The 23,586-nt window shown below is 63.5% G+C and carries 21 protein-coding genes; 16 read left to right on the top strand and 5 right to left on the bottom strand.

The window, feature by feature from the left end; translation table 11 throughout:
* Window positions 1–104 precede the first annotated feature (104 nt).
* A complete protein-coding gene (locus ASE60_RS31275) occupies window positions 105–1,307 on the top strand; it encodes an MFS transporter (RefSeq protein WP_057255475.1) in 1,203 nt (400 codons plus the stop codon).
* Window positions 1,308–1,410: 103 nt separating this feature from the next.
* Here ASE60_RS31275 and ASE60_RS31270 read toward each other — a convergent pair whose 3' ends face one another.
* Window positions 1,411–2,514, bottom strand: a complete 1,104-nt coding sequence (locus ASE60_RS31270) for a DUF930 domain-containing protein (RefSeq protein WP_063891504.1) — start codon at window positions 2,512–2,514, stop codon at window positions 1,411–1,413.
* A gap of 322 nt (window positions 2,515–2,836) precedes the next feature.
* On the opposite strand from ASE60_RS31270, the gene ASE60_RS31265 reads away from it, so the two are divergent.
* The 4 genes from ASE60_RS31265 to ASE60_RS31250 all read left to right on the top strand — a co-directional run bounded on the left by ASE60_RS31265 (window position 2,837) and on the right by ASE60_RS31250 (window position 7,450).
* Window positions 2,837–3,880 (top strand): amino acid ABC transporter substrate-binding protein, encoded by a 1,044-nt coding sequence (locus ASE60_RS31265; protein ID WP_057255473.1) that lies wholly within the window; start codon window positions 2,837–2,839, stop codon window positions 3,878–3,880.
* A gap of 20 nt (window positions 3,881–3,900) precedes the next feature.
* Window positions 3,901–5,091, top strand: a complete 1,191-nt coding sequence (locus tag ASE60_RS31260) for an ABC transporter permease subunit (protein ID WP_057255562.1) — start codon at window positions 3,901–3,903, stop codon at window positions 5,089–5,091.
* A complete protein-coding gene (locus ASE60_RS31255) occupies window positions 5,088–6,161 on the top strand; it encodes an amino acid ABC transporter permease (RefSeq protein WP_057255472.1) in 1,074 nt (357 codons plus the stop codon). Before ASE60_RS31260 ends, ASE60_RS31255 begins: the two co-directional genes overlap by 4 nt.
* Before the next feature lie 80 nt (window positions 6,162–6,241).
* Window positions 6,242–7,450, top strand: coding sequence for a TIGR03862 family flavoprotein (locus ASE60_RS31250; protein WP_057255471.1), 1,209 nt, complete (start codon window positions 6,242–6,244; stop codon window positions 7,448–7,450).
* A 73-nt stretch (window positions 7,451–7,523) separates the two neighbouring features.
* On the opposite strand, the gene ASE60_RS31245 is transcribed toward ASE60_RS31250, so the two are convergent.
* Window positions 7,524–9,338: an ABC transporter ATP-binding protein gene (locus ASE60_RS31245; protein ID WP_057255470.1), complete on the bottom strand. Its 1,815-nt coding sequence runs from the start codon at window positions 9,336–9,338 to the stop codon at window positions 7,524–7,526.
* A gap of 558 nt (window positions 9,339–9,896) precedes the next feature.
* Between ASE60_RS31245 and ASE60_RS34270 the strand changes: the two genes are divergently transcribed.
* On the top strand, window positions 9,897–10,148 hold the full coding sequence (locus tag ASE60_RS34270) for a DeoR/GlpR family DNA-binding transcription regulator (RefSeq protein WP_082616260.1): 252 nt from the start codon (window positions 9,897–9,899) through the stop codon (window positions 10,146–10,148).
* 246 nt (window positions 10,149–10,394) lie between these two features.
* Here the strand turns inward: ASE60_RS34270 and ASE60_RS31235 are convergent, their stop codons facing one another.
* On the bottom strand, window positions 10,395–11,033 hold the full coding sequence (locus ASE60_RS31235) for an NrsF family protein (protein WP_057255468.1): 639 nt from the start codon (window positions 11,031–11,033) through the stop codon (window positions 10,395–10,397).
* 1 nt (window position 11,034) lies between these two features.
* Window positions 11,035–11,571, bottom strand: coding sequence for a sigma-70 family RNA polymerase sigma factor (locus ASE60_RS31230; protein ID WP_057255467.1), 537 nt, complete (start codon window positions 11,569–11,571; stop codon window positions 11,035–11,037).
* 225 nt (window positions 11,572–11,796) lie between these two features.
* Between ASE60_RS31230 and ASE60_RS31225 the strand changes: the two genes are divergently transcribed.
* From ASE60_RS31225 to ASE60_RS31195, 7 genes are all read left to right on the top strand, one after another.
* Window positions 11,797–12,120: a DUF2282 domain-containing protein gene (locus ASE60_RS31225; RefSeq protein WP_057255561.1), complete on the top strand. Its 324-nt coding sequence runs from the start codon at window positions 11,797–11,799 to the stop codon at window positions 12,118–12,120.
* 130 nt (window positions 12,121–12,250) lie between these two features.
* Window positions 12,251–13,177, top strand: coding sequence for a DUF692 domain-containing protein (locus ASE60_RS31220; protein ID WP_057255466.1), 927 nt, complete (start codon window positions 12,251–12,253; stop codon window positions 13,175–13,177).
* Between the two features lie 4 nt (window positions 13,178–13,181).
* The gene (locus ASE60_RS31215) at window positions 13,182–13,973 is read left to right on the top strand and encodes a DNA-binding domain-containing protein (protein ID WP_057255560.1); all 792 of its coding nucleotides are present in this window, start codon (window positions 13,182–13,184) and stop codon (window positions 13,971–13,973) included.
* Window positions 13,973–14,485, top strand: a complete 513-nt coding sequence (locus tag ASE60_RS31210; RefSeq protein WP_057255465.1) for a DoxX family protein — start codon at window positions 13,973–13,975, stop codon at window positions 14,483–14,485. The genes ASE60_RS31215 and ASE60_RS31210 overlap by 1 nt, the downstream gene beginning before the upstream one ends.
* A 185-nt stretch (window positions 14,486–14,670) precedes the next feature.
* Window positions 14,671–15,282 carry a PAS domain-containing protein gene (locus ASE60_RS31205; protein WP_082616256.1) on the top strand — a complete coding sequence of 204 codons (612 nt, stop codon included), beginning with the start codon at window positions 14,671–14,673 and terminating at the stop codon, window positions 15,280–15,282.
* A complete protein-coding gene (locus ASE60_RS31200) occupies window positions 15,279–16,256 on the top strand; it encodes a hypothetical protein (protein ID WP_057255463.1) in 978 nt (325 codons plus the stop codon). Before ASE60_RS31205 ends, ASE60_RS31200 begins: the two co-directional genes overlap by 4 nt.
* A complete protein-coding gene (locus ASE60_RS31195) occupies window positions 16,253–17,215 on the top strand; it encodes a pyridoxal-phosphate dependent enzyme (protein WP_057255462.1) in 963 nt (320 codons plus the stop codon). Before ASE60_RS31200 ends, ASE60_RS31195 begins: the two co-directional genes overlap by 4 nt.
* A 13-nt stretch (window positions 17,216–17,228) precedes the next feature.
* On the opposite strand, the gene ASE60_RS31190 is transcribed toward ASE60_RS31195, so the two are convergent.
* A complete protein-coding gene (locus tag ASE60_RS31190) occupies window positions 17,229–18,170 on the bottom strand; it encodes a LysR family transcriptional regulator (protein WP_057255461.1) in 942 nt (313 codons plus the stop codon).
* Window positions 18,171–18,281: 111 nt separating this feature from the next.
* Here ASE60_RS31190 and ASE60_RS31185 point away from each other — a divergent pair, with 111 nt between their 5' ends.
* The 3 genes from ASE60_RS31185 (at window position 18,282) to ade (ending at window position 23,407) form a co-directional block, all read left to right on the top strand.
* Window positions 18,282–20,081: an adenine deaminase gene (locus ASE60_RS31185; RefSeq protein ID WP_057255460.1), complete on the top strand. Its 1,800-nt coding sequence runs from the start codon at window positions 18,282–18,284 to the stop codon at window positions 20,079–20,081.
* A gap of 60 nt (window positions 20,082–20,141) precedes the next feature.
* Complete coding sequence (locus ASE60_RS31180) at window positions 20,142–21,542, top strand: NCS2 family permease (protein WP_057255459.1); 1,401 nt, start codon at window positions 20,142–20,144, stop codon at window positions 21,540–21,542.
* A gap of 68 nt (window positions 21,543–21,610) precedes the next feature.
* Complete coding sequence (gene ade / locus ASE60_RS31175) at window positions 21,611–23,407, top strand: adenine deaminase (RefSeq protein ID WP_057255458.1); 1,797 nt, start codon at window positions 21,611–21,613, stop codon at window positions 23,405–23,407.
* The last annotated feature ends 179 nt before the right edge of the window (window positions 23,408–23,586 follow it).

Here is a 23,586-nt window from a genome sequence, read left to right as displayed (position 1 = left end):
CATCCCATCTTTGGATAATCGGCACAGTGTTTTGGATTTTCTAGCATAGAAACTCCAACACGCCATGCATATTTTCATCGCCACATGCAATGGAGATGAAAGTCATGGATGGTATTGTCGCCAAGCCCACGGGACATGCGGATGAGCGAGAAAAGCCCTTGTGGGCGGCCGTCGTGTCCCTGTCGCTTGGGGTTTTTGGCTTGGTCACGGCGGAATTTCTGCCGGCAAGTCTTCTGACGCCGATGTCCGCCGATCTCGGCGTCACCGTCGGCGCGGCCGGTCAGTCGGTCACCACCACGGCCGTCGTCGCGGCCATCGCCGGTCCGGCGATCGTCGTCTACACCGGGCGCTTCGACCGGCGGAACGTCCTTCTGACCCTGACCGCCCTTCTGGTGATTTCGAGCCTGATCGCTGGTTTTGCCTCAAGTCTTCCGATGCTGCTTGTCGCGCGCTTGCTGCTCGGCATCGGGCTCGGCGGCTTCTGGGCGCTGTCGCTGGCGCTCGCCATGCGGCTCGTTCCCGCCCGGCTGATGCCGCGGGCGATGGCGATCATCATGTCGGGTGTGTCGATCGCGACGGTCTGCGCGGCCCCGGTCGGCGCCTGGATCGGCGCGACGCTCGGCTGGCGTTATGCCTTCCTGCTCGCTGCCGGCGTCGGCATCGTCACCTTCATCGTGCAGGCGCTGACGGTTCCCCGCCTTCCGCCTGTCGGGACGACCGGCCTCAACACGATCCTCAACGTACTGAAGCGTCCGGCGATCCGGCTCGGCCTTGCGACGATCCTCTTGGTCGTCACGGGTCACTTTGCCGGCTTCACCTATGTTCGCCCGTTCCTTGAGCAGGTGCCGCAGTTCGGTGTCGAGGCGATCACGGCGATCCTGCTCGCCTTCGGTATCGGCGGATTCTTCGGCAATATTGCCGGCGGGTTCCTGGCCGAGCGCAGCACGCGGCTGTCGATGATGTCGGCCGCAGCCGGCGTCGCTGTCACCACTCTGACGCTGGCGCTTGCCGGCGTACTGCCCGCCGTCGCCATTGTTGCCACGGCCGCCTGGGGCTTCGCGTTCGGCGCGCTGCCGGTCAGTGTGCAATCGTTCCTGAGCCGCGCCGCCGGCGACGAGGCCGAAGGTGCGGGAGCAGCAACGCTCACGACGTTCCAGATCGCCATTTCCACAGGCGCGATCCTCGGCGGCCTTCTCGTCGAACTTCAGGGACCCGCAGGCGTCTTCCTTTTCGCCGCGGTCGCAGCAATGCTCGGCACGTCGCTGGTCTCCGTCTATCGCGAACGGACGCTGCAGGCTGCGGAGTAGCCGACCAAGATCAGGGCGGGAGTGGCAACTCGCACCTGCGCCTGCCGGGCCTTAAGGGGTTCGGCAGGCAAGAAAAGTCAACATCCGGATCCGCTCTGGAGTATCAGTTCCCGGGAAGACGACGCTCCCTCCAGCTTGTCTTCGGCACCGCGTCGCCAATGGCGATGCTGAAGGAGGTCACTTCTGTCGCCTCTTCATTGACGACGCATTTGAAATCGACGTCGTACCAATTCGCTTTGCTCTGATAGGCTCCGCCGCTCGCGTCCATCCGGTTCTTCGAGATGAAGCCGCCTTTCGGTCCGAAGGGCACCAGCCCTTCCGGCGGGGTATCCGGTCGTTGGCTGCGGATCTGCTCCAGCGCCTCGAGATTGCACAGTTGCAGGATGCGCCTCTTGACCGGCAGGTTGATCAGCGCCTGTTTCACCCGCGGGTCAGCAATCGACTTTGCCGAGTACAGTTCTTTTGCTTCGGTCATCTTGCTCGGAACCGGCTTGAGTTCGACCTTTGCCGCAGCATCGGCCGGCTTTGCCTTTGCGGTCTCCTGTTCCGACTTGACCTCCTGCGGCTTGGCCTGAGGCGTTTCTTTTGGCTCAGGCTTCGCCTCGGCCACCGTCGAGGCGGCTTTTTCATCCGCCTTCTGTGTGGCGTTCTCGGATGACTTTGCGGGCACAGCCAGAGCCGACAGGGGTTTCGGCTCTTTCACCGGTTCCTTCTTCTCCGCCGGGGGCACCTTTGGCGGCTCGTCCGCTGGCTTTGCCTTGTCGTCCACCGCCTTTGCCGGCTCGGACGTTTCGGTCTTTTTTACCGTGTCCCGTGCAGCCGGCGGCAGCTCGGCCTCCTTGTTGTCCTGCTTGGTCTTGGCCATGGCGGAGGCGAAGGACTGCGGTAACTGCTGCGCCGGCCTGGGTTCCGGCTTCGACTTCGGCTCTGGCTTCGGTTGGGGCTTGGGCTTGGCTTGCGGCTTCGGTTGCTCGGCCTTCTTCTCTTCGCCCTTTTTCGGCCCTGCCTTCTTCTGTTCGGCCTTTTTCTCCTCCTTCGCCTCAGGGGGAGGAACGAGCTCAACGTTGACGGTCTGCTCTTTCGGAGGTTTCGGCAGTTCGAGCGGCAGATCGAACAACAGCAGAAAAACGACGATGAGATGCAGGGCGACCGATGTCGGCGCGCCCCATCCTACCCGTTTCCACCATTTTTCCGCAAAGAGCCGCATCGCCAACGAGATAAACCAATCGATCGGCGGAACCTAGGAACTTCCGCCGATCTCAACAAGAGGTACAGCCCTGGAGTGCACCGGGAGGCCCGGTCGCGCAGCTTCAGGCGAGCGGACCGCGCCGCCACGCGCGCAAGCCAACCACCCGCTTGTCAAAAACGTTCCCGGCGAAAACGAGGCGGCGAAATCTGTTTCGGGCCGCGCGTCAATTTCGCACAAAAATACCTATTATATAATTTCTATAGATTTAATTATTTCAGCACGCATCGGGCGCTTCTGCCGTGGATGCGCAGTGACATTCCTTTATGGCTTGGGGGCCTTCATGCAGCGACATTTCACTCACCGAAAACTTTTCACAAAAGCCTTTGCCGCGACGGCAGCGCTGGCGGCCGGCCTCATCGCCACGTCAGCGCTTGCCGGCGAAACGCTCGACAAGATCAAGGCGCGCGGCGTGATCAAGGTCGGCGTCGGTACCACGCCGGGTTTCTTCTCGCCCGATAGCAGCGGCCGCTGGCAGGGCTTCTTCGTCGATTTCGGCCGCGCCATCGCGATCACCGTCTTCAACGACGCCGAAAAGGTCGAGTTCACCAACTCCTCGCCGCAGCAGCGCCTGCCGGCGCTGCAGTCCGGAGAGTTCGACATCCTGCTTTCGGGCGTGACCCAGACCGTCAGCCGCGCCTTCAAGCTTGGCTTCCATTTCGGTCCCGTCGTTTTCTACGATGGCCAGGGCCTGCTGGTTCGCAAGGATCTTGGCGTCAGCAAGGGCGAGGAACTCGACGGCGCGACCATCGGCGTCCAGAGCGGCACGACCGGCGAGCTCAACATCGCCGACTTCTTCCGCAAGACGGGCAAGGCCTTCACGCCGGTCACGATCGAAGAAACCGGCGAGTTCCTGAAGGCGCTCGACAGCGGCCGTGTCGATGCGCTCACCCAGGACGCGACCGACCTTGCCGCTAAGCGCACGCAGCTTTCGAAGCCCGACGATTACGTGCTTCTGCCGGAGCGTCTGTCGAAGGAACCGCTGGCGCCGGCAATTCGCGCCGGTGACGACCAGTGGCTCGAAATCGTCAACTGGACCGTCTATGCGACGATCCAGGCCGAGGAATTCGGCATCACCAAGGACAATGTCGATACGTTCCTGAAGAGCGAGGACCCTGCGATCAAACGCTTCCTCGGCGTCGATCCCTCGCTTGGGGAAGCGATCGGCCTTGATCCGAAGTTCGCCTACAACATCGTCAAGACCGTCGGCAATTACGGCGAAATCTTCGAGCGCAACGTCGGCAAGGGCACGGCCCTTAACTTCGAACGCGGCTACAACCAGCCTTGGACCGCGGGCGGCCTCCTCTACTCGCCGCCGTTCCGCTGAGCCGCTTCATGGTTTTTCCCATGACACGCCATAGCCGACCGGGCCCTTCGGGGCCCGGACCTGTCTCGCGGCTGCGCACCTGGATCGGGCCGCTGCCACTGCTGCAAGGCCTGCTTTTCGTCGTCGTGCTCCTGCTCTTCGCATTCCTGGGTCAGAACACCGCCGACAGCATGCACCGCATGGGGCTGACGCCGGGCTTCGCCTTTCTCTCTCACCAGTCGAACTTCGAGATCGGCGAGAGTCTGCTCTCCTATTCCGCCGGCGACAGCTATGCCCGCGCGCTTGGCGCCGGCATTGCCAACACGATCAAGGTCGCGGTCGTCGGCTGCCTGCTTGCAACCGTGCTCGGCGTTGCGCTCGGCATCGCGCGACTCTCGGGCAACCTGCTGCTGGCCAGCTTCGTTCACTCCTATGTCGAGCTTTTGCGCAACACGCCGTTGTTGCTGCAACTCTTTCTCTGGAGCGCCATCATCCACGCGCTGCCGCCGCCGCGCGGCGCCTATTCTTTCCTCGGCAGCATCTATCTCAGCAATCGTGGCGTCTATCTTCCCTCGCTTTCGGTCGAAGGCTTGCCAGCGGTGGTCTGGCTTTCGGTGGTGGTGCTGGCTGTCCTCGCCGCGCTCGTCCTGTGCCGTCGCCTGTTTGCAGGCTCAGCCTTCTATCTGCCGAAGTCGGCCGGTGCTGCGCTCGGGGCGCTTGCCCTCTGCTACCTCACCCTCACCTCCCTAGGTTTCGCGGCCTCTGTCGAAATCCCCGCCAAGGGCGGCTTCAACATTCGCGGCGGCCTGTCGCTGACACCCGAGTTCGCAGCCCTGCTGATCGGCCTCGTCGTCAATGCCTCGGCCTCGATCTCCGAGATCGTGCGCAGCGGCATCCAGTCGGTAAAATCGGGTCAATGGGAGGCGGCCCGGGCGCTCGGGCTGAAACCCGCTCAGATCCTGCGCCTCGTCGTGCTGCCGCAGGCGCTTCGGGTGATTACGCCGCTAATGATTTCCAGCTTCCTGGATCTGACCAAGAATTCAAGCCTCGCGGTCGCGATCGGCTACCCGGACCTCGTCAGCGTCGCCAACACGACGGCGAATACGACAGGACAGGCGCTGGAGGCGATCATTATCATCGCCGCCGTCTACCTGACCATCAGCCTTGCGGTTTCGGCCGTCATGAACCTCTACAACCGCCGCGTGGTTCTGCGCGAGGAAGGAAAGCGATGAGCCAGATCGAACTTGCGCCGCCCGTCGCGCCCGACTGGCACCGTTGGCGCGACGGCCTCTTCAGCGGCTGGGCCAATGGCCTCGTCACGCTTGCCACGCTCGCGGCGATGCTCTGGCTCGCACTTCCCTTTTTCCGCTGGGCCGTCGTCGATGCCGTGTGGTCCGGCACGTCGGCCGATTGCGCAACAGAGACGGCCGGCGCCTGCTGGGCCTTCGTCGGTGCCAAGTTTCGATTCATGCTCTTCGCCTTCTTTCCGCCCCCGCTGCAATGGCGACCGGCGTTGGTGCTCACTCTCATCACGGCGCTGCTCACGGTCTCTGCCCTTCCCCGCTTCTGGAGCTTCCGCCTGGTACCGGTCTGGCTGCTGGCCCTTGTCGTGATCTGGCTGCTGATGGCGGGCACAGCCGGCATGGAACCGGTGTCGACCAATCATTGGGGCGGATTGCCGATCACGCTCACCGTCTCGATCGCCGGCCTCGCCTTCGCCTTCCCGATCGCGCTGCTGCTGGCGCTTGCCCGCCAATCGGACATGGGCATCGTGCGGTGCCTGGCAATTGCCTTCATCGAGGTGCTACGCGGCGTGCCGATGATCGCCGTTCTCTATGTCGCCATGCTGATCGTGCCGATGGCGCTGCCAAGCGGTGCTGCCATCGACAAGCTGCTGCGCGCCCAGATCGGCGTTACCCTGTTCTTCTCGGCTTATCTCGCCGAAGTCATCCGCGCCGGCCTGCAGGTGATCCCCTCCGGGCAGAAGGAGGCGGCCTTATCCCTTGGCCTCAGCCGGATCCAGATGCTGCGGCTGGTCGTGCTGCCGCAGGCGCTCATTGCCGTCATCCCGGCAATCGTCAACCTCTCGATCGGCATCGTGCTCAACACCTCGCTGCTCGCCGTCATCGGCATCTACGATCTCCTGAATGCCGCCAAGACTTCGGCGACCGACCCGATCTGGCTCGGCTTCTACAGCGAGGCCTATATCTTTGCGGCGCTGGTCTATTTCGCAATCTGCTTCACCGGTTCGCGCTACAGCCTCTGGCTCGAGCGGAAGCTCAACGCTTCCAATCGCCGCTGAGCGCACGTCGCGCGGGGTTGCGCGCCGCGCGCCGCCGGGCCAAGAGTGCGGCGACATGGAATCTGTGACCGGGCAAGCGCATGGGACAAAAGAACATCGCCATTGTGGGCGGCGGGCCAAGCGGGCTGATGGCGGCGCAGGGGTTGGCGGAGCGCGGCCACGCGATCACCGTCTACGACAACATGCCAACGGTCGCGCGCAAGTTCCTGCTCGCCGGAAAATCCGGCCTGAACATTACCCATGCCGAACCCTACGCCGTCTTTGCCGAACGCTTCGGTGACGCCTCGCCGCGGCTGCGCGCGGCGCTCGATGCCTTCACGCCCGACGAGATAAGGCAATGGGCGGCAGATCTCGGAACCGAAACCTTCGTCGGCTCGTCGGGGCGTGTGTTTCCGGAGGTCATGAAGGCGTCGCCGTTGCTGCGCGCTTGGCTCAAATCGCTGGAAGGTCGTGGGGTCCGGACCCTGACCCGACATCGTTGGACAGGCTTTGAGGGCAACGAGCTCGCCTTCGACACACCTGATGGCAAAAAGCTTGTGAGTGCCGATGCGACATTGCTCGCACTCGGCGGCGCGAGCTATCCCCGCCTCGGATCGGACGCCGGCTGGCTCCCTTGGCTGCAGGAGAAAGGTGTGGCCGTCGCCAGTTTCCAACCCGCCAATAGCGGCTTCGACGTCAACTGGAGCGAAACCTTCCGCGACCGCTTCTCGGGTGCCGCCCTCAAGGGTGTCACCGCCACATCCGCGGCCGGGACGGTTCCTGGTGAATTCGTCGTTTCGAGGAACGGCATCGAAGGCAGCCTTGTCTACGCCCATGCGGCCGCCCTCAGAGATCGGCTGGCGCGCGGCGAAGAGGCCGACCTGGTGGTCGATCTCACGCCGGGAAGAAGCGTTGCGAGACTGGAAAAGGACCTTGGCCGCCTCGACAGCAAGACCAGCTTCTCAAACCGCCTGCGCAAGGGAGCCGGGCTCGAAGGCGTGAAGGCCTCCCTGTTGCGCGAACTGGCGCCCGGAGCCGCCCGGATGGGTCCACCTGATCTCGCTGCCTTGATCAGGGCGCTGCCGATACCGCTGTTGCGCCCGCGGCCGATCGCCGAAGCTATCTCTTCGGCAGGCGGAGTTCAGTGGGATTCGATCGACGAAAGCTACATGCTGAAGGCACTGCCCGGCACCTTCGTTGCGGGAGAGATGATCGACTGGGAAGCGCCGACCGGGGGCTATTTGCTGACCGCCTGCTTCGCCACAGGCCGTGCCGCCGCCCGCGGCATCGACCGCTGGCTCAGCCGATAGATCGATAGATTTTCGCCGCACCCGGTAAAGACGCGCGGCGAAAGGACTTGAAGGCGCCTTCAACAGGGGCGGCTTACTGGTCGTTCAGCACCAGACCCTTGGTCAGTTCCAGCGCCTGGCGCTCGAAGAGACCGCGGTAGATGCCGCCGTCGAGGCGGATCAGCGCGTCATGCGTGCCCTCTTCGGCGATCCGCCCATGATCGAACACCAGCAGCCGGTCGAGCGCCCGCACCGTCGACAGCCGGTGCGCGATCACCAGCGTCGTGCGTCCGAGCATCAGCCGCTCCATCGCCTGCTGGATCAGCACTTCCGATTCCGAGTCGAGGCTCGAGGTCGCCTCGTCGAGGATCAGGATCGGTGCGTCCGCCAGGAACGCACGGGCGATGGCGATGCGCTGCCGCTCGCCGCCCGAGAGCTTTACCCCGCGTTCGCCCACCAACGTGCCGTAGCCCTTCGGCAGGGACGTGATGAAGTCGTGGGCGCTCGCGAGCTTCGCCGCCTTCTCGATCTCGCTCTGCGTGGCGTCCGGTCGCGCATAGGCGATATTCTCCGCCAGAGAGCGATGGAACAGGATTGGCTCCTGCTGGACGATCGCGATCTGCTGACGCAGCGACGTCTGCGCCACCGAAGCGATGTCCTGACCGTCGATCCGGATCTGCCCGGATTTCAGGTCGTGCAGACGCTGGATCAGCTTGACGAAGGTCGTCTTGCCCGAGCCCGAATGCCCGACGAGACCGACACGTTCGCCCTCCCGGATCGTCACCGAGAACCGGTCGTAGAGCGGCTTGCGGTGCGCACCGTAGTGGAACGTCACATCCTTGAACTCGATGCGGCCATCGGTGATCCGGATCGGCTTGGCGTCCGCCTTGTCCTCGATACCGAGCGGCTGGCCATGGATGTCGACGAGCTCCTCCATGTCGTTGATCGAGCGCTGCAGGTTGCGGATATGCTGCCCGACTTCACGCAGGTAACCCTGCAGGATGAAGAACGAGGTGAGCACGAAGGTGATGTCACCGGCCGTTGCCTGCCCGCGCGACCATAATAGCAGCGCAAAGCCGATCACCGCCGCGCGCAGGATGAGCAGCATGGCCCCTTGCGTCGTGCCGTTGGTCGTGCCGCGTATCCAGGTGCGGCGCGTGCGGTCCCGCCACTTCGCAAGGACCTTGGCAAGACGTGCGTCCTCACGGCCTTCGGCGCCGAAACCCTTGACGACGATGTTGCAGCTCACCGCGTCGGCCAGCGCACCGCCGAGTTTTGTATCCCATCGGTTGGCAAGGCTCGCCATCGGCGCGACATAGCCAAGCGACAGGAGGATCGTCACGACGATGAAGACGATCGAGCCGATGCCGATGATGACGCCCATCATCGGCCAGTAGAACGACATCAGTACCGTCGAACCGACGAGCATCACGACGGACGGGAAGAGCGCGACCAGCAACGTGTCGTTCAACAGGTCGAGTGCCCACATGCCGCGCGTCACTTTGCGCACCGTCGAACCGGCAAAGCTGTTGGCGTGCCAGTCGGTCGAAAAGCGCTGGATGCGGTAGAACGCTGCCGACGCGATGTCGGCCATCATTTTGAGCGTCAGATCGGTGACGCCCAGGAAGGTGAAGTGCCTGAGTATGATCGCGCCCAGCGAGAGCGCCATCAGCATCCAGAATGCCGCGATCGCCGCATTCCAGGCAAGCTGATCGGCTGCCCCACCGGAGACGACGGCGTCGACAAGCCGGCCGGAATAGAGCGGCGTCAGGACGTCGGCGAGCGTCGACAGCAGAACCATGCCAAGGATGACGCTGATCCGCAGCGGCTGCCGCTTCCAATGGACCCAAGTAAAACCAAGAACGCTGCGGAACGCACCGCCGCGCAGATCGAAACGAGTAAAAGCCATAACGATTGCCCGATGCCGGTGCATCGGCCTCAAAACTGATTTAAAACGGAGTATGCCGAAAAAAGGAACCCAGCTTCCGATGCGGCATCATTGGTTTGGCAGCGTCCTCCGGGGAGGAAGGGCCATGGTCAGCGAAACGAACTCCGACCTGGAAAAGACGGAAAGGCGAAGGTGCCCTTCTGCGTCCAGCTCAGAACTGTACGCCGCCCCGTAGGGAGAAAGAAAAAGCTGGCATCTTTTGAAACCTCCCTGATTGGTTGCCGGATGACGACCTATAGGCGAATCGGGCGCAACCGCCAAGTGCAGAAATCTTGCCATGGCGCCAATCGTCGCGGCTGCGGCCGGTTTGCAACAGTCGCTGGACGCAGATCGCGAACGTCGAGAACGCCGCGCCCTGCCGCGCGGCGTTCCAATCCTCGAGCAAGGTCAGCCCTTGTAATGCTCGGCGTGAGCCTTAGAAGCTCACCTTGAGCTTGGCGTTGATGCCGTGGTCGGAGACGCCCGACGCAATCTGCCCGGTGTAGTTGACGCCGAAGGTCGCGGCAGTTCGACGTCGCGATCATCTCCGTCAGCGGCATAGACCAGGACGGCGACGTCGGCGACGACGACCATGCCGAAGTCGCCGCCGTCTCGGCCGCCATGCAGCAAGCCGCGCGCGTGATCCTGGCGGTCGACAGCAGCAAGTTCGGCCGGCGCGCGCCGGTGCGCCTTGCCTCGCTTGCCGATATCGATGCGCTTGTGACCGATGAATTGCCGGACGGGCGTCTCGTCGCCTTGCTGCGCGAACATGGTGTCAGCATTCACTGCTAGCCGTGCCCCGTAGCTTGTCAGGTTTCCAGACGGGGGCTTGAAACCCTTACGGCGGCACCACACATAGACGTCAACGGATTGCCCGTGGAGCCCGAGGGATAACCGAAGGCTCCCGGCACGGCTCGCGCGAAAACGCTGACCACGGATGTACTGGCAGTGTGACGCAGCGAACGGGAAAAGGTCGGCCTTGCCGGCCTTTTTTGTTTGCGCCACCGCTTCGGCCCGATCGGAGGCTGGCCGGCGCTGCTACCAGCGGACGGCCAAACGCGCGCCAATGGCTCCAAGTAGCGTCAGGCCAAGGACCGCGATCGTGTACCAGGTCGCGACGAAGAGCGGCGAGTCGTCGGGGCAGTGGGCCGCATAGAAGGTGGCGGCGATGCCGCCGGCGGCAAGCCCCGCCAATGCGCCGGAAAGTGCCGGGCGCGATGGCGCGCCGTGGCGCAGCGTCAGCAGGAAGAGCGCAAGCGGCGCCAAGCCGATCAGAGGAATGAAGGTCAGGCAAAGCAGGCTGTTGGTGCCGATCAGTTTTGCAGCCCAGATATCAGACGGCAGAGCGACAAGTTCCAGCGCGACACCAACGAGCACCAGCAACGGCGCGACGCAGAGATAGGGAAGCAGCTTGCGCAACTCGGCTTCGGGCCAGGCCGCAACGCGCATGGCTGCGAAGGCTGCCGCCGCGAGGGCACCGGTGACCGCGAACTTGAACAGGAAACGCACCGTCTCGGCTGCGGCGGCGATATCAGGCCGCGGCCCAAGCATCATGAAGAAGACGAGCCCGGCGAGCATGAGCGCCCCGCTTGCGGCGCCCAGCCACACAGTATTCATAGACAATCCGGGCCGCCGGGTATCCGCTGCAAGAGCTTTGATGAGATCGTTCGTGTCCATGTCAGTTTCGTCCAAATCGGCGGGCGATTGCAGCCAGGCCGCGGTGAAGCGCCACGCGAACCGCCGTTTCGTTCATATCCAGTCTCTGCGCCGTTTCGGCGATCGTGCAGCCTTCGATCGAGATCGCGTTGACGACTGCCCGTTGCCCGGGCGCGAGGCCCTCCAGCGCCCGGCCGATCTCCCAATCGCGGGCCTTTTCGGATTCGGCGCTCGCAAGAGTTTCTTCATATTCCTCGATGCCCACCGTCGGGCGGCGGGCCTGCCGCCGGACGGCATCGACGAATTTGTGCCTGGCGATCGCATGGAGCCAAGGGATAACAGGCGCATCGCCTCGCCAGGTATGACGCTTGACGTGCACCGCCAGCAACGCCTCCTGGACGATATCCTCCGCATCGACGCCGCCGCCCGCGGTCCACCGCCTCGCCCAACCGCGGATTACGAGCGCAGCATCACGCAGGAAGTCGCCATAGGCTTTCTCGTCACCGGCCAAGGCCTGGCGAAGCAAACTTGCGAGATGTTCGTCCTCCGCGCCGCTCACTCGCGCCTTTCCTCCCCATTCGCTGATTCCAGGCGTTTGTTACACACTCATCCCAAATTCGCATGGGCAGCGCTGTCAAGCCGGCTGACATCATCGTGACCGCTCGCGAACGCATCACGAAAGCGTGTTGCCAACGTTATGTAACGCCCCCTGTCTCCGCGACGAAAGACCTGATGTGCGCCTGAGACAGGACGCACGGGATGAGTTCAACACGGAGATAGAATGATGTCCATGAAGTCCACGATCAGCAGCGCAATGCTTGCAAGCGCGGTTGCTGCCGCCCTGTCGTCTCTCGCCGTTGCGGGCCCGCTCACCGAAGCACAGGTCAAAAGCGCGATGGATGCGGGCAAGGAAAAATGCTTCGGCGTCGCCCTCAAGGGCCACAACGATTGCGCCGCCGGACCGGGCACGACGTGCCAGGCCACGTCCACGGTCGACTATCAGGGCAACGCCTGGAAGTTCGTCGATGGCGGCACCTGCACGACGATGAAGCTGCCCGACGGCCGCATGGGCTCGCCGGAGCCGCTCTCCCGCGACATGCCGTCCTAATCCGTCACTGAGCGAACCGGGATGCGGGGCAATCGCGTCCCGTTCCGCACGACGTTCAACCGGACGGTGGCGGGCCGAGGATGCTCCTGCCCGCCACCGGACACCACACGAATAGCAAACGGGATTGGCGATGAGCACTTCAACAGGAAACGGCAGCCGGCTTGCATTGGTGAGCCAGCGCCTCCCGCAACATCAGATCGCCGGACTGGCCGGCACCAGCTTCAAGCACCAGCATCTGCCGGCGATCCTTGCCGATGACGTCCCGGGCGGTTTCTTCGAGGTCCACGCGGAAAACTACATGGGCGCGGGCGGTCCGCCGCATGCGGCGCTTGCAAGAATCCGTGAAGATTTTCCGGTCTCGCTGCACGGCGTGTGCATGTCGATCGGCGGACCGCAACCGCTGGACCGGACGCATCTCACCCGGTTCAAGGATCTGGTCGACCGCTATGAGCCAGCCCTTGTCTCCGAGCACCTCGCCTGGTCGACCCACGGCACCACCTTCTACAACGACCTCCTGCCGCTGCCGTACACCGAGGCGACTGTCGGTCGTGTCGCTGACCACATCGACGAAGTCCAGGAGACGATCGGCCGCCGGCTTTTGCTCGAGAACCCCTCGACCTACGTCACCTTCGTGGAATCGACCATGAGCGAAACGGCTTTCATCCGCGAACTGGTGAAACGCACCGGCTGCGGGCTGCTGCTCGATATCAACAACGTCTTCGTGTCGGCCACCAACCAGGGCTATTCCGCGCTCGACTATCTCGGCGACTTTCCGCTGGAGCATGTGGGCGAGATCCATCTTGCCGGGCACGCGGAACAGCAGGACGACGAGGGCGAACTGCTGCTGATCGACAGCCACGACGGGCCGGTCGCCGATGCCGTCTGGAAACTCTACGAAATGGTCATCGCTCGGACCGGCCCCATCCCGACTCTGATCGAATGGGACAGCGCCATTCCCGACTGGCCGGTGCTGAAGCGCGAGGCGACGGCCGCACAACGGATCCTTGACCGCCATGCGCAGGTGGGGTCACGGGAGAAGTTCCGTGCAAGCGTCTAGCAGAATACCCACCGCGCCCGTTGGCGCCGCCGGCAGTTATGTCGCCCGCTTCGTGCCGCCGCTTCTCGATCCGGAACAGCAGACGCCGGCGCTGGTCTCTGGCCCGAACGGCAAGGCGGCGGTCAAACGCTTCAACGTCTACCGCAACAACGTCACCGTCAGCCTGATCGAGGCGCTGGCGGCGACCTTCCCGGCGACTGAGCGCATCACCGGGGAAACCTTCTTTCGTGCCATGGCCCGCTTTCACGTGCGGGAAACGCCCTCGACCTCGCCGCTTCTTTTCGAATACGGCCGGGACTTTCCCGACTTCATCGCGCGCTACGAGTATGCGCAATCCATGCCCTGGCTCGCCGATGTGGCGCGGATCGAACGTGCCTGGCTCGACGTCTATCACGCGGCGGATGCGCCGGCCCTGACGCCCGATGCACTCGCCGCCGTCCCGCCGAACCGGCTCGGCGACGCCGTCTTCATGGCACACCCGGCGGTCCGCATCGTCCGTTCCGATTTTCCTGCTGTGACAATCTTTGCCGTCAACCGGGCGACCGGCCCGGTCAGCCGCATCGAGACCTCGGCATCGGAAAGCGCGCTGATCACCCGCCCGGAACTGGAGGTGGCTATCCGCAACCTCACACCCGGAGCGGACATTCTGCTCGACCGGCTGCTGTCAGGTGTTCCCCTGGCCACGGCGGCAGAGGAGGCGACAAGCCGATATCCCTCACTCGACCTCGCCACCGCCATCGCAACGGCGCTCGAGGCCGGCGCCTTTTTGGCCATTCATTACGGGGAGAAACCATGATGTCTGCATCCAGCTCCCGAAACAGCGTCAATGCCACCGACCTGTCGCAATGGGCCCGCCGCGCGAACCGGGCGGTCGGCGCGCTCGCTCCCCTCTGGCTCGCGCAACTCGTGCTACGCTTTGGGCTGGCGGTGCCGTTCTTCCGGTCCGGCATGAGCAAGTGGGACGGTTTCCTGCAGTTGAACGACGTCGCCGTCCTGCTTTTCAGCTCGGAGTTCCAGTTGCATCTTCCCGGTGGTCCCTACCCCTACCCGGCGCCAGCCGCCATGGCCTTTGCCGCGGGCTCGGCCGAGATCCTTTTGCCGATCCTGCTGGTGTTCGGTCTGGCAACCCGCTTTGCCGCGTTCGGGCTGCTGGTGATGACCGCAGTCGTGCAACTGACCGCGCCGGACGGCTGGCCGATCCACATCACCTGGGCGGCGATGGCACTCGGCCTCATAGCCTCCGGTCCCGGCAAGCTGTCACTCGATCATATGTTGTGCGCCTGGCGCGGAGACCCCAACAAGGGCTGAGCCCATTCCGGCGCCCGTATCACCTGCGTGCGCCAAACCTGATCTCCACGGCAGCTTTGACGGCGGCGTGCGAATATCATCGCACGCCGCCGTCGCGGTTTTCGAGATGCGCAGACAATAAGTCCAATATAGACATTTTAGTCTACACGTGATTTAAGGACGGTTCCTTGAAGAAAGGGAAGGCCGTGAACCCCGAACTACGCCCGCACGTGCTTGTCTGCGACGCGATTGCCTTGCTGTTCCAACCCTATGCCAAAGTCGTGCTGCACGATCTCGCAACCGAAACCGTCGTCCATATCGCAGGGAATTTCTCCAAGCGGGAAATCGGCGAACCCTCGCTGCTCAGCGAGATCGGTTTCAAGGAAGCGGACGGGGTCATCGGTCCCTATGAGAAGGTCAATTGGGACGGCCGCTCGATCAAGTCGATCAGCGCCGTGCTGCGAGGTACAGACGGCAAGGCGATCGGCGTGCTCTGCATCAACGCCGATGTCTCGGACTTTCACGCCGCACTCAGGACCCTCAACGCGCTTGTCCGCGTGCCCGCAAGCAGCGACAAGCCGGAGAGCCTGTTCAAGGAAGACTGGCACGAGCGCGTCAACGAGTATGTCCAGCAATGGACGACGGTGCGCGGGCTGACGATTTCGTCCATGAGCCGGACCGACAAGCAGGCGCTGGTGATCGCTCTTTCCTCCGATGGAGCCTTCGGCGGCAAGAACGCCGCCTCCTACATCTCCCGTATCCTCGGCATGGGACGGGCGACCGTTTACAAATATCTGAGCGAGGGCAGCGAGTCATGATCGTAATCGACCGCGAAAAACTCGCGGGCCTGCCCTTGCTGACACTCGCGGCCCCGGCCATCCGCGACGCCTATATTGCTGTGACAGATGGGCGCGCCAACCTGCCGCCGGTCGGCTACCTGCCGCTCAACGGCCGCAATGCCGATTGCCATATCAAGTACGGCTACATCGAAGGCGATCCGATCTTCGTCGTGAAGATCGCGTCCGGTTTCTATGACAACCCGACCAGGGGGCTGCCATCCAGCAACGGCATGATGGTTGCAATCTCCGCCGAGACCGGAGACGTGGTCGCGGTGCTCGACGACAAGGGCTTGCTGACCGATCTGCGCACCGGCATCGGCGGTGCCATCGCGACCATGGCCTTGTGGCGCAGCGACACCCGCTCGGTTGGGATCGTCGGCACCGGCACGCAGGCGCGTAATCAGATCCGCGCGCTCGCCGCGCTCTCGGATCGAAAACTTCATTTCACCGTCTGGGGACGGTCACCGGAAAAGATAGCCGCAGTACGAGCCGATCTTGCGGACCTTGATCTTTCCATCGAGGCGACAACCGACTTGGAAGCGCTGTGCCGCCAATCCGATGCGATCGTGACGACGACACCCTCGAAAGAGCCGCTGATCCGGTCGGACTGGATAGCTCCCGGCACGCACATCACCGCCATGGGTGCGGATGCGCCGGGCAAGCAGGAGCTCGACATCGCGCTCGTTGCCCGCGCCGATCGGCTTTTCGTCGATCTCTCCGAGCAATGCCTAGATCACGGCGAATTCTCCGCCGCTGCGCGGGCAGGATCGATCGGCGAAGGCCACTGCGTGGCGCTCGGTGCAGTGCTTTCCGGTGCAACACAAGGCCGAGGCTCGGACCAGGACATCACCATCGCCGACCTGACGGGGATCGCGACGCAGGACATCGCCATCGCCCGAACCGTCCTCGATGAACTCGGCCTGCTCGGGCGTATGGAAGGAACAACACCGTGAACACCAATATCTTCGAAACAGCAGCTCGCTCCGTCCAGGCGCGCCAGCGCATCCGTCCGTTCATCTATGAGACGCCGCTGATCCCCTCGCGCGCAGTCGGACGGCAAACATCCTCGACTGTGCTGTTCAAGGCGGAGAACCTGCAGCTGACCGGCTCCTTCAAGATCCGAGGTGCCATCAGCAAGATGACGTCGCTGCCGCGGGATCAGCGGGTGATTACCGCCTCCTCCGGCAACCACGGCATCGGTGCTGCCCATGCGGCAAGCGCGATCGGTCAGAAGCTGACCGTCGTCTTGCCCGAGATCGTCAAGGCGGCGAAGCTCGAACGCATCCGCTCCTATGGCATCGATGTCATTCTCCACGGCGGCGAAACAGGGCTCGCCGAACAGGAAGCCCAGCGGCTGGCCGCATCGGACAAGCGTGTCTACGTCTCGCCTTACAACGATCGTGAGATCATCGCCGGACAGGGAACCATTGCGCTCGAACTGCTGGAACAGGCCGAACGCATCGACAATGTCTTCGTCGCCATGGGCGGCGGCGGGCTGATCAGCGGCATCGGCTCGGTGCTGAAGAGTTTCAGCCCGCACACGCGCGTCATCGGCGTTTCCGCCGCGAACTCGGCGGCGCTCGCCGTGTCGATGAGAGCCGGCCGCGTCGTCGAAACCGATCATCTCGACACGCTCGCCGAAGCGGTCGCCGGTGGTCTCGATGAAGACAGCGTGACGCTTGGGCTATCGATGGCCGTCATCGATGAGGTCGTGACCTGCACGGAAGCGGAGATCGAAGCGTCGATGCGCGACCTGCTTCTGGACGAGCATATGCTGGTCGAAGGGGCTGCAGCCCTCGCGCTCGCCGGCTTCCGCCAGGTCGCCGAAAAATACGCCTGCCGGACCAATGTCGTGCTGCTCTGCGGCGGCAATGTCGATGGCGCGAGCATGCTACCTACATTGCTTCGCTAGGCGACGACCAGCGTCAAAGGCTGACCCGCTCGACGTAATAGCGCGGGATCTTCACCCGATCCCGATCGCGATAGAAGTCGATGCAGAAATCGACGAAGGCCTTGAAGCGTTTCGACACGTGCCGGCGGCGCGAATAGATGAGGTTGATCGCCGTCTGCGGCGAGCGCCAGTCGCGAAGCACCGGTTCCAGCAGGCCGGCCTGCCGCTCGGTCTCGACGAAGAAGTCAGGCAGGTAGGCGATGCCCTCGCCTGCCACCGCGAAATACTTGATCGTCCAGTAGTCGTTGGTGGTGCAGGTGGCTGCTGGTAGCAGGTCCACCTCGTCCTCGCCAGGCCTCGTCAGGTACCAGGATTGCAGCCGCGTCGGCTGGCGGAAGACGAGGCCGCGATGACCGGCAAGTTCGTCCGGGTTTTCCGGCTGTCCGTGGCGGGCGATGTATTGCGGACTGGCGAAGAGACCATAGGACGAGACCGAAAGCCGCCGGCTGATGTAATCCACATCCGACGGCTCGCCCCAGTGGAAGATGCCGTCGAGCGCCTGTTCGGTGACATCGGAAAACGGCCGACGCGAGGAGAGAAAGACGACGTCGAGATTGACCTGGGGATACTGCTGGCGAAAGGCGTAGAGCAGTTCCGACGTGATCGTCGTGCCGAATTCGCCTGTCGAGCCGACCCTCAGCGTGCCTGCCACCTCCTGGCGCATCTCCGCCATCGCGGTTGCCGCATCGTCACAATTCGACTGGATGAGCCGTGCATAGCGCAGGAATTCGGCGCCCGCATCGGTCACATGCAGCTGGTGCCCCTCGCGCACGAAGAGCTCGATGCCGAACTCGTCCTCCAACTGACGGATCTTGTGGCTGAGCGTCGACTTAGGCAGCCGATGCCGCCTGGAAGCCGCTGAAATCGAACGGGAATCCGCAACCTTTACGAAGCAGTCGATAAGCGAGAGATCCATATTTCGTCCAAAATCTTGGATGATATGTCCAGAAATTAGCCTATTTCGGCCCATTGTGCAAACGGATGGGAATTGGGAATATTCACTGGAGCTAAGGGAGAAGAGGTTCCAGTGAGCGATATCAGAGAATTCATTCGCGCCGCATCAGGCACCGGCGGCAAGGCAACGCTGGCGATCCGGGGCGGTCGCCTCGTCAATGTCGTCTCGGAGGAAATCTATCAGGCCGACGTCGCCATATATGGCGAACGCATCATCGCCGTCGGCGACATCTCCGACTATATCGGCCCTGAGACCAAGATCGTCGACGCCACCGGCAAATATCTCGCGCCGGGCATGATCGACGGACATCTGCATGTCGAATGCTCGAAGATGTCGCTGACGAGCTTTGCCAAGGCCGTCGTTCCGCTCGGCACGACCTCAATCGTCACCGGCCTCGACCAGATCATCGTCGTCGGCGGGCCGGCTGCGGCACGCGAGTGCCTCGATGAAGCCAAGCAGACGCCGCTGAAAGTCTTCTGGGGCGCGCCCTGCAAGACGCCCTACACCATGCCGCGCTCGACCGTCGGCCACTACTTCAGCCCGGCCGACCACCAGGCGACACACCACTGGCCGGAATGCGTCGGCATCTGGGAGACGGTGCGCGAATTCATCCAGGAGGAAGACGCCGACGTGCTGGCGGCGCTTGAACTCGCCGAGAAGAGCCGACTGCCGGTGCTTGGCTGCTGCCCGATGACGCGCGGCGCACGGCTTAACGGCTACCAGCAATCCGGCGTTCGCGCCGATCACGAAAGCTACACGCCGGAAGAGATGCTCGAAAAGCTGCGGGCCGGCATGCATGTCGTTGTGCGTGAATCCTCGATCTCCCATTTCCTCGCCGACAACCTGCGCATCGTCACGGAAATGGGCGTGAAGGCGCTGCGGCGCATCAGCTTCTGCACCGACGACGTGGTCGCGAGCGACATCCTCAAGCGCGGCCATCTCGACAACATGGTGCGCATGGCGATCGCCATAGGCATTTCGCCGATGGCAGCAATCCAGATGGCAACGATCAATGGGGCCGATGCGCTCAGGATCGACGACAAGGTGGGTTCGATCTCGCCCGGCCGCGCCGCCGACATCCTGCTCGTCAACGACCTGCGCGATTTCAACATCGAGACGGTCGTCGCCAAGGGCGAAGTGGTCGCCCGTGACGGCAAGATGGCGATCGAGCTGACGCCGCCGGTGCGCAGCGTTGCCCTGCTCAACTCCGTCAAGGTCGCACAGCTTCAGCCCGGCGACCTCAAGGTCGCCTATGACGGCGCCGGCGACACGGCCGAGGCGTTGGCGATCGCCGTCACGCCGGAAAAGATCTTCGTGCGCACCCGTCGCGACGTGACCCTTGCCGTCAAGGACGGCCAGGTCTTCGCCGACCCCCAGAAGGACGTCCAGTATGTCACCGTGGTCGAACGTTACGGCAAGACCCGCAACCGCCCGGTCGCCTTCACCTCCGGCTTCGGCTTGCGCGAAGGCGCGATTGCCAGCTCGACCGCGCCCGATGACAACAACATCATCTGCATCGGCGCCGACCTCGAAGACATGCGCGTCGCCATCAACCACCTGATCGCCAACAATGGCGGCCAGGTCGTGGTCAGGAACGGCAAGGTCGAGGCCTTCCTGCACCTACCGATCGGCGGCATCGTCTCCGACATCGAACCGGCCGAGATGGCGGCGCTGGAAGACCAACTCGACGATGCGGCCCGAGCCCTCGGGTGCCCGCTGCCCTGGCCTTTCATGTACATGTTCGTGCTGCAGATCACGGCAATTCCGGAATACGCGATCACCGACCTTGGCGTCGTCGATTGCGTGGGCTTGAAGGTGATCTCGCCGTTTTCGCCCGCAAGCGGAGACGAGCGCGCGGAAGCTGCGGAATAATGCTCAAGGAGGGGGCCGGTCATGCCGGCCCCCTCCGTCGTTTCAAAAAAGGGGAACAAAATGAACATTCAGAACAAGTCCGTGGAGGCGGCACCTAGCCCGGGGGGATCCTGGCTTCACGCGCTTCTCCACCGCTACTTCCAGATCTCACGCTTCGGCTCCACCGTCCGTACCGAAATCCTTGCAGGGCTTACGACGTTTCTCGCAGCCTCCTACGTGATCGTCGTCAATCCATCGATCCTTGCGCATGCCGGCATTCCGTTTTCGGCAGGGGTGACGGCGACGGTGCTCGTCAGCTTCATCGGCAGCTGCGCCATGGGGCTTTATGCGCGCAGCCCCATTCTGGTGGCGCCCGGCATGGGCATCAATGCGCTCTTTGCCTACACCATGGTGGTCGGCGCCAAGGTGCCGCTCGAAGTCGCACTCGGCTGCGTCTTCTGGGCCGGCGTGCTCTTTACCGTCATGGCGTTCTTCAATCTGCGCCAGACGATCATCGAGGCGATCCCGGTCGATCTGCGCTATGGCATCGCCTGCGGCATCGGCCTCTTCATCGCGCTGATCGGCCTGGAAAACGCCAAGTTCATCGTCGCCAATCCCGATACGATCGTCGGCCTGACGCAGTTCAACCCGGTGACGCTCACCTTCATCGCCGGCTTTGTGTTGACGGTCGCGCTGGTGGTGCGGCGGGTTCCTGGCGCGATGATGGCCGGCATGATCCTGACCACGATCCTCGCGATCCCGATCGGCCGCTGGTGGGGCGACGGCAGCGCGTTTTGGCCGGAGGCGCCTGATGTGCACACGCTGGTCAATTGGAGCGGTTTCTCCGCCGCACCGGATTTCAGCTTCGTTGGCCAGGTCGATCTCCTGGGCGCGCTGAACCTGATCTACCTGCCCTTCATCTTCGTCTTCCTGTTCACCAATTTCATCGAGGCGCTGTCCACCTTCCTCGGCCTTGCCGAAGCCGCCGACCTCAAGGACGAGACCGGCATGCCGCGAAACATCCGCGAATCGATGCATGTCGATGCGATCGCAGCACTGATCTCGGCGCCGCTCGGCACCAGCCCGGCCACGGTCTATCTCGAATCCGGCGCCGGCATCCAGCAAGGCGGCCGGACCGGCCTCGTCGCGCTGGTTGCGGGCTTGCTCTTCCTGCCCTTCCTCTTCCTGTCGCCGCTCTTGTCGCTGGTGCCTGCGGTTGCGACAGCACCTGTCCTGATCCTGACCGGGCTCTTCATGTCCGAGCCGATCAGCAACATCCGCTGGAACGCGCTCGATGAGGCGATCCCGGCGTTCCTCGCGATCGTGTTGATCCCGCTCACCTTCTCGATCACGCTCGGTCTGTCGCTTGCGATCATCGCCTATGTGCTGATCAAGCTGGTCTGCGGCCGGGCCGGCGATGTAAGACCGGTCATGTGGTTCGTCGCGCTGCTTGCCGCAGCGCTCGTCGCCCAGACCCAGTAACTCAGCAAATCCTTCGGCGCCCCCATTGATGGAAGGGCGCCGACATCGCCCATTCGAAGGAAACTGTCATGCTTCAATCCTGGTCGAGAACCGCACCCGAACTGGTCGACGTTGCCATGGGCCGCAAGCCGGCCGATCTCGTGATCCGCAATGGAAAATGGGTCAACGTCTATTCCGGCGAGATCATTCCCGGCACCGATATCGCCGTCAAAGCTGGCCGCTTCGCCTATGTCGGCCCGGACGCCGGCCACACGATCGGCGCCGACACCAAGGTCGTCGATGCGAACGGCCGCTACCTGGTGCCCGGCCTTTGCGACGCCCACATGCATGTCGAAAGCGGTCTCGTCACCGTCACCGAATTTGCCCGCGCGGTGATCCCGCACGGAACGACCACCATGTTCATCGACCCGCACGAGATTGCCAACGTGCTCGGCCTCGATGGCGTCCGGCTGATGAACGAGGAAGCGCAGAGCCTGCCGGTCAACGTGCTCGTCCAGGTGCCGAGCTGCGTGCCGAGCGCGCCGGGCCTTGAGACCGCCGGCGCCGAGCTTTCCGCTCAAGATGTCGCCGAGGCGCTCGCCTGGCCGAACGTCATCGGCCTTGGCGAAATGATGAACTTCCCCGGTGTCGCCGGCAACGATCCGAAGATGATGGCCGAGATCGCCGCGACCCAGGATGCGCGGCTGACCGTCGGTGGGCACTATGCCTCGCCGCATCTCGGCCGCGAATTCCACGCTTATGCCGCCGGCGGCCCGGCCGACGACCACGAAGGCACGACGGTGGACGACGCGATCGCCCGCGTTCGCCAGGGCATGCGCGCCATGCTGCGCCTCGGCTCGGCCTGGTACGACGTTGCCGCACAGATCAAGGCCGTCACCGAATCCGGCCTCGATCCGCGCAATTTCCTGCTCTGCACCGACGACAGCCATTCCGGCACGCTAGTTCATGACGGACACATGAACCGCGTGGTGCGCCACGCGATCGCACAGGGGCTGAAGCCGATCACCGCCATCCAGATGGCAACGCTCAACACCGCCCAGCATTTCGGCGTGGAGCGCGAGATCGGATCGATTGCGCCCGGCCGCCAGGCGGACCTGATCGTCACCTCGGATCTCGCGGGGCTACCGATCGAGATGGTGTTTGCCCGCGGCGAACTCATGGCCGAAGGCGGGACGCTGGTGCGCGACATCCCGGCCTATGTCTATCCGGAAAGCGCCCGTAACACCGTCCATCTCGGCCGGATGCTGGCCGCCGCGGATTTCGACATCCCGTCCAATGCAAGCGCTACAAGGGCGCGGGTGAACGTGATCGGCGTCGTCGAAAACCAGGCGCCGACGCGCGCGCTCGAGGCCGAGGTCGCAATCGAAAACGGCTTCGTGCAGATGGATAGGGCCAACGATATCTGCCAGATCGCGCTCGTCGAACGCCACCGCGGCACCGGCGACGTCGTCAACGCCTTCGTCTCCGGCTTCGGCTACGGCAGCGATTGCGCGATCGCCAGCACGGTCGCGCATGATAGCCACCACATGATCGTCGTCGGCACGAACAAGGCGGACATGGCCAAGGCCGCCAACCGACTGCACGAGGTCGGCGGCGGCATCGTCGTCATCAAGCAAGGCCGCGAGCTCGCTCTGGTCGAACTTCCCGTTGCCGGCCTGATGTCGGATCAGCGGGCGGAGATCGTTGCCGAGAAGGCCGCGGCCATCGTCGAGGCGATGCGCGCCTGCGGCTGCCGGTTGAACAACGCCTACATGCAGCACTCGCTGCTGGCCCTCGTCGTCATTCCGGAACTCAGGATTTCGGACAAGGGCTTGATCGACGTCCGGACCTTCCAGAAGATCGACGTGATCTTGAGCACGCACTGAGCCTAATAGCGATTGGCCGCCGGCAACCCGGTGGCCAACTCGCCCGTGGTTCTTAATTCCGGGTGATCGCGGGATGGGTAAAGCCACATAATCCCCTGAAAACTTCCTTTATGGTTAACCGATACTTAAACGGAGCCCGACGGCCCCGTTGCCCGGGCGTATCTGCCGTTTGCTTAACC

Source organism: Ensifer sp. Root278 (assembly GCF_001429285.1).
GTDB lineage: Bacteria > Pseudomonadota > Alphaproteobacteria > Rhizobiales > Rhizobiaceae > Ensifer.
The sequence above is the reverse complement of the archived record's forward strand: the minus strand, read 5'-3'. Positions and strand labels throughout refer to the sequence as shown.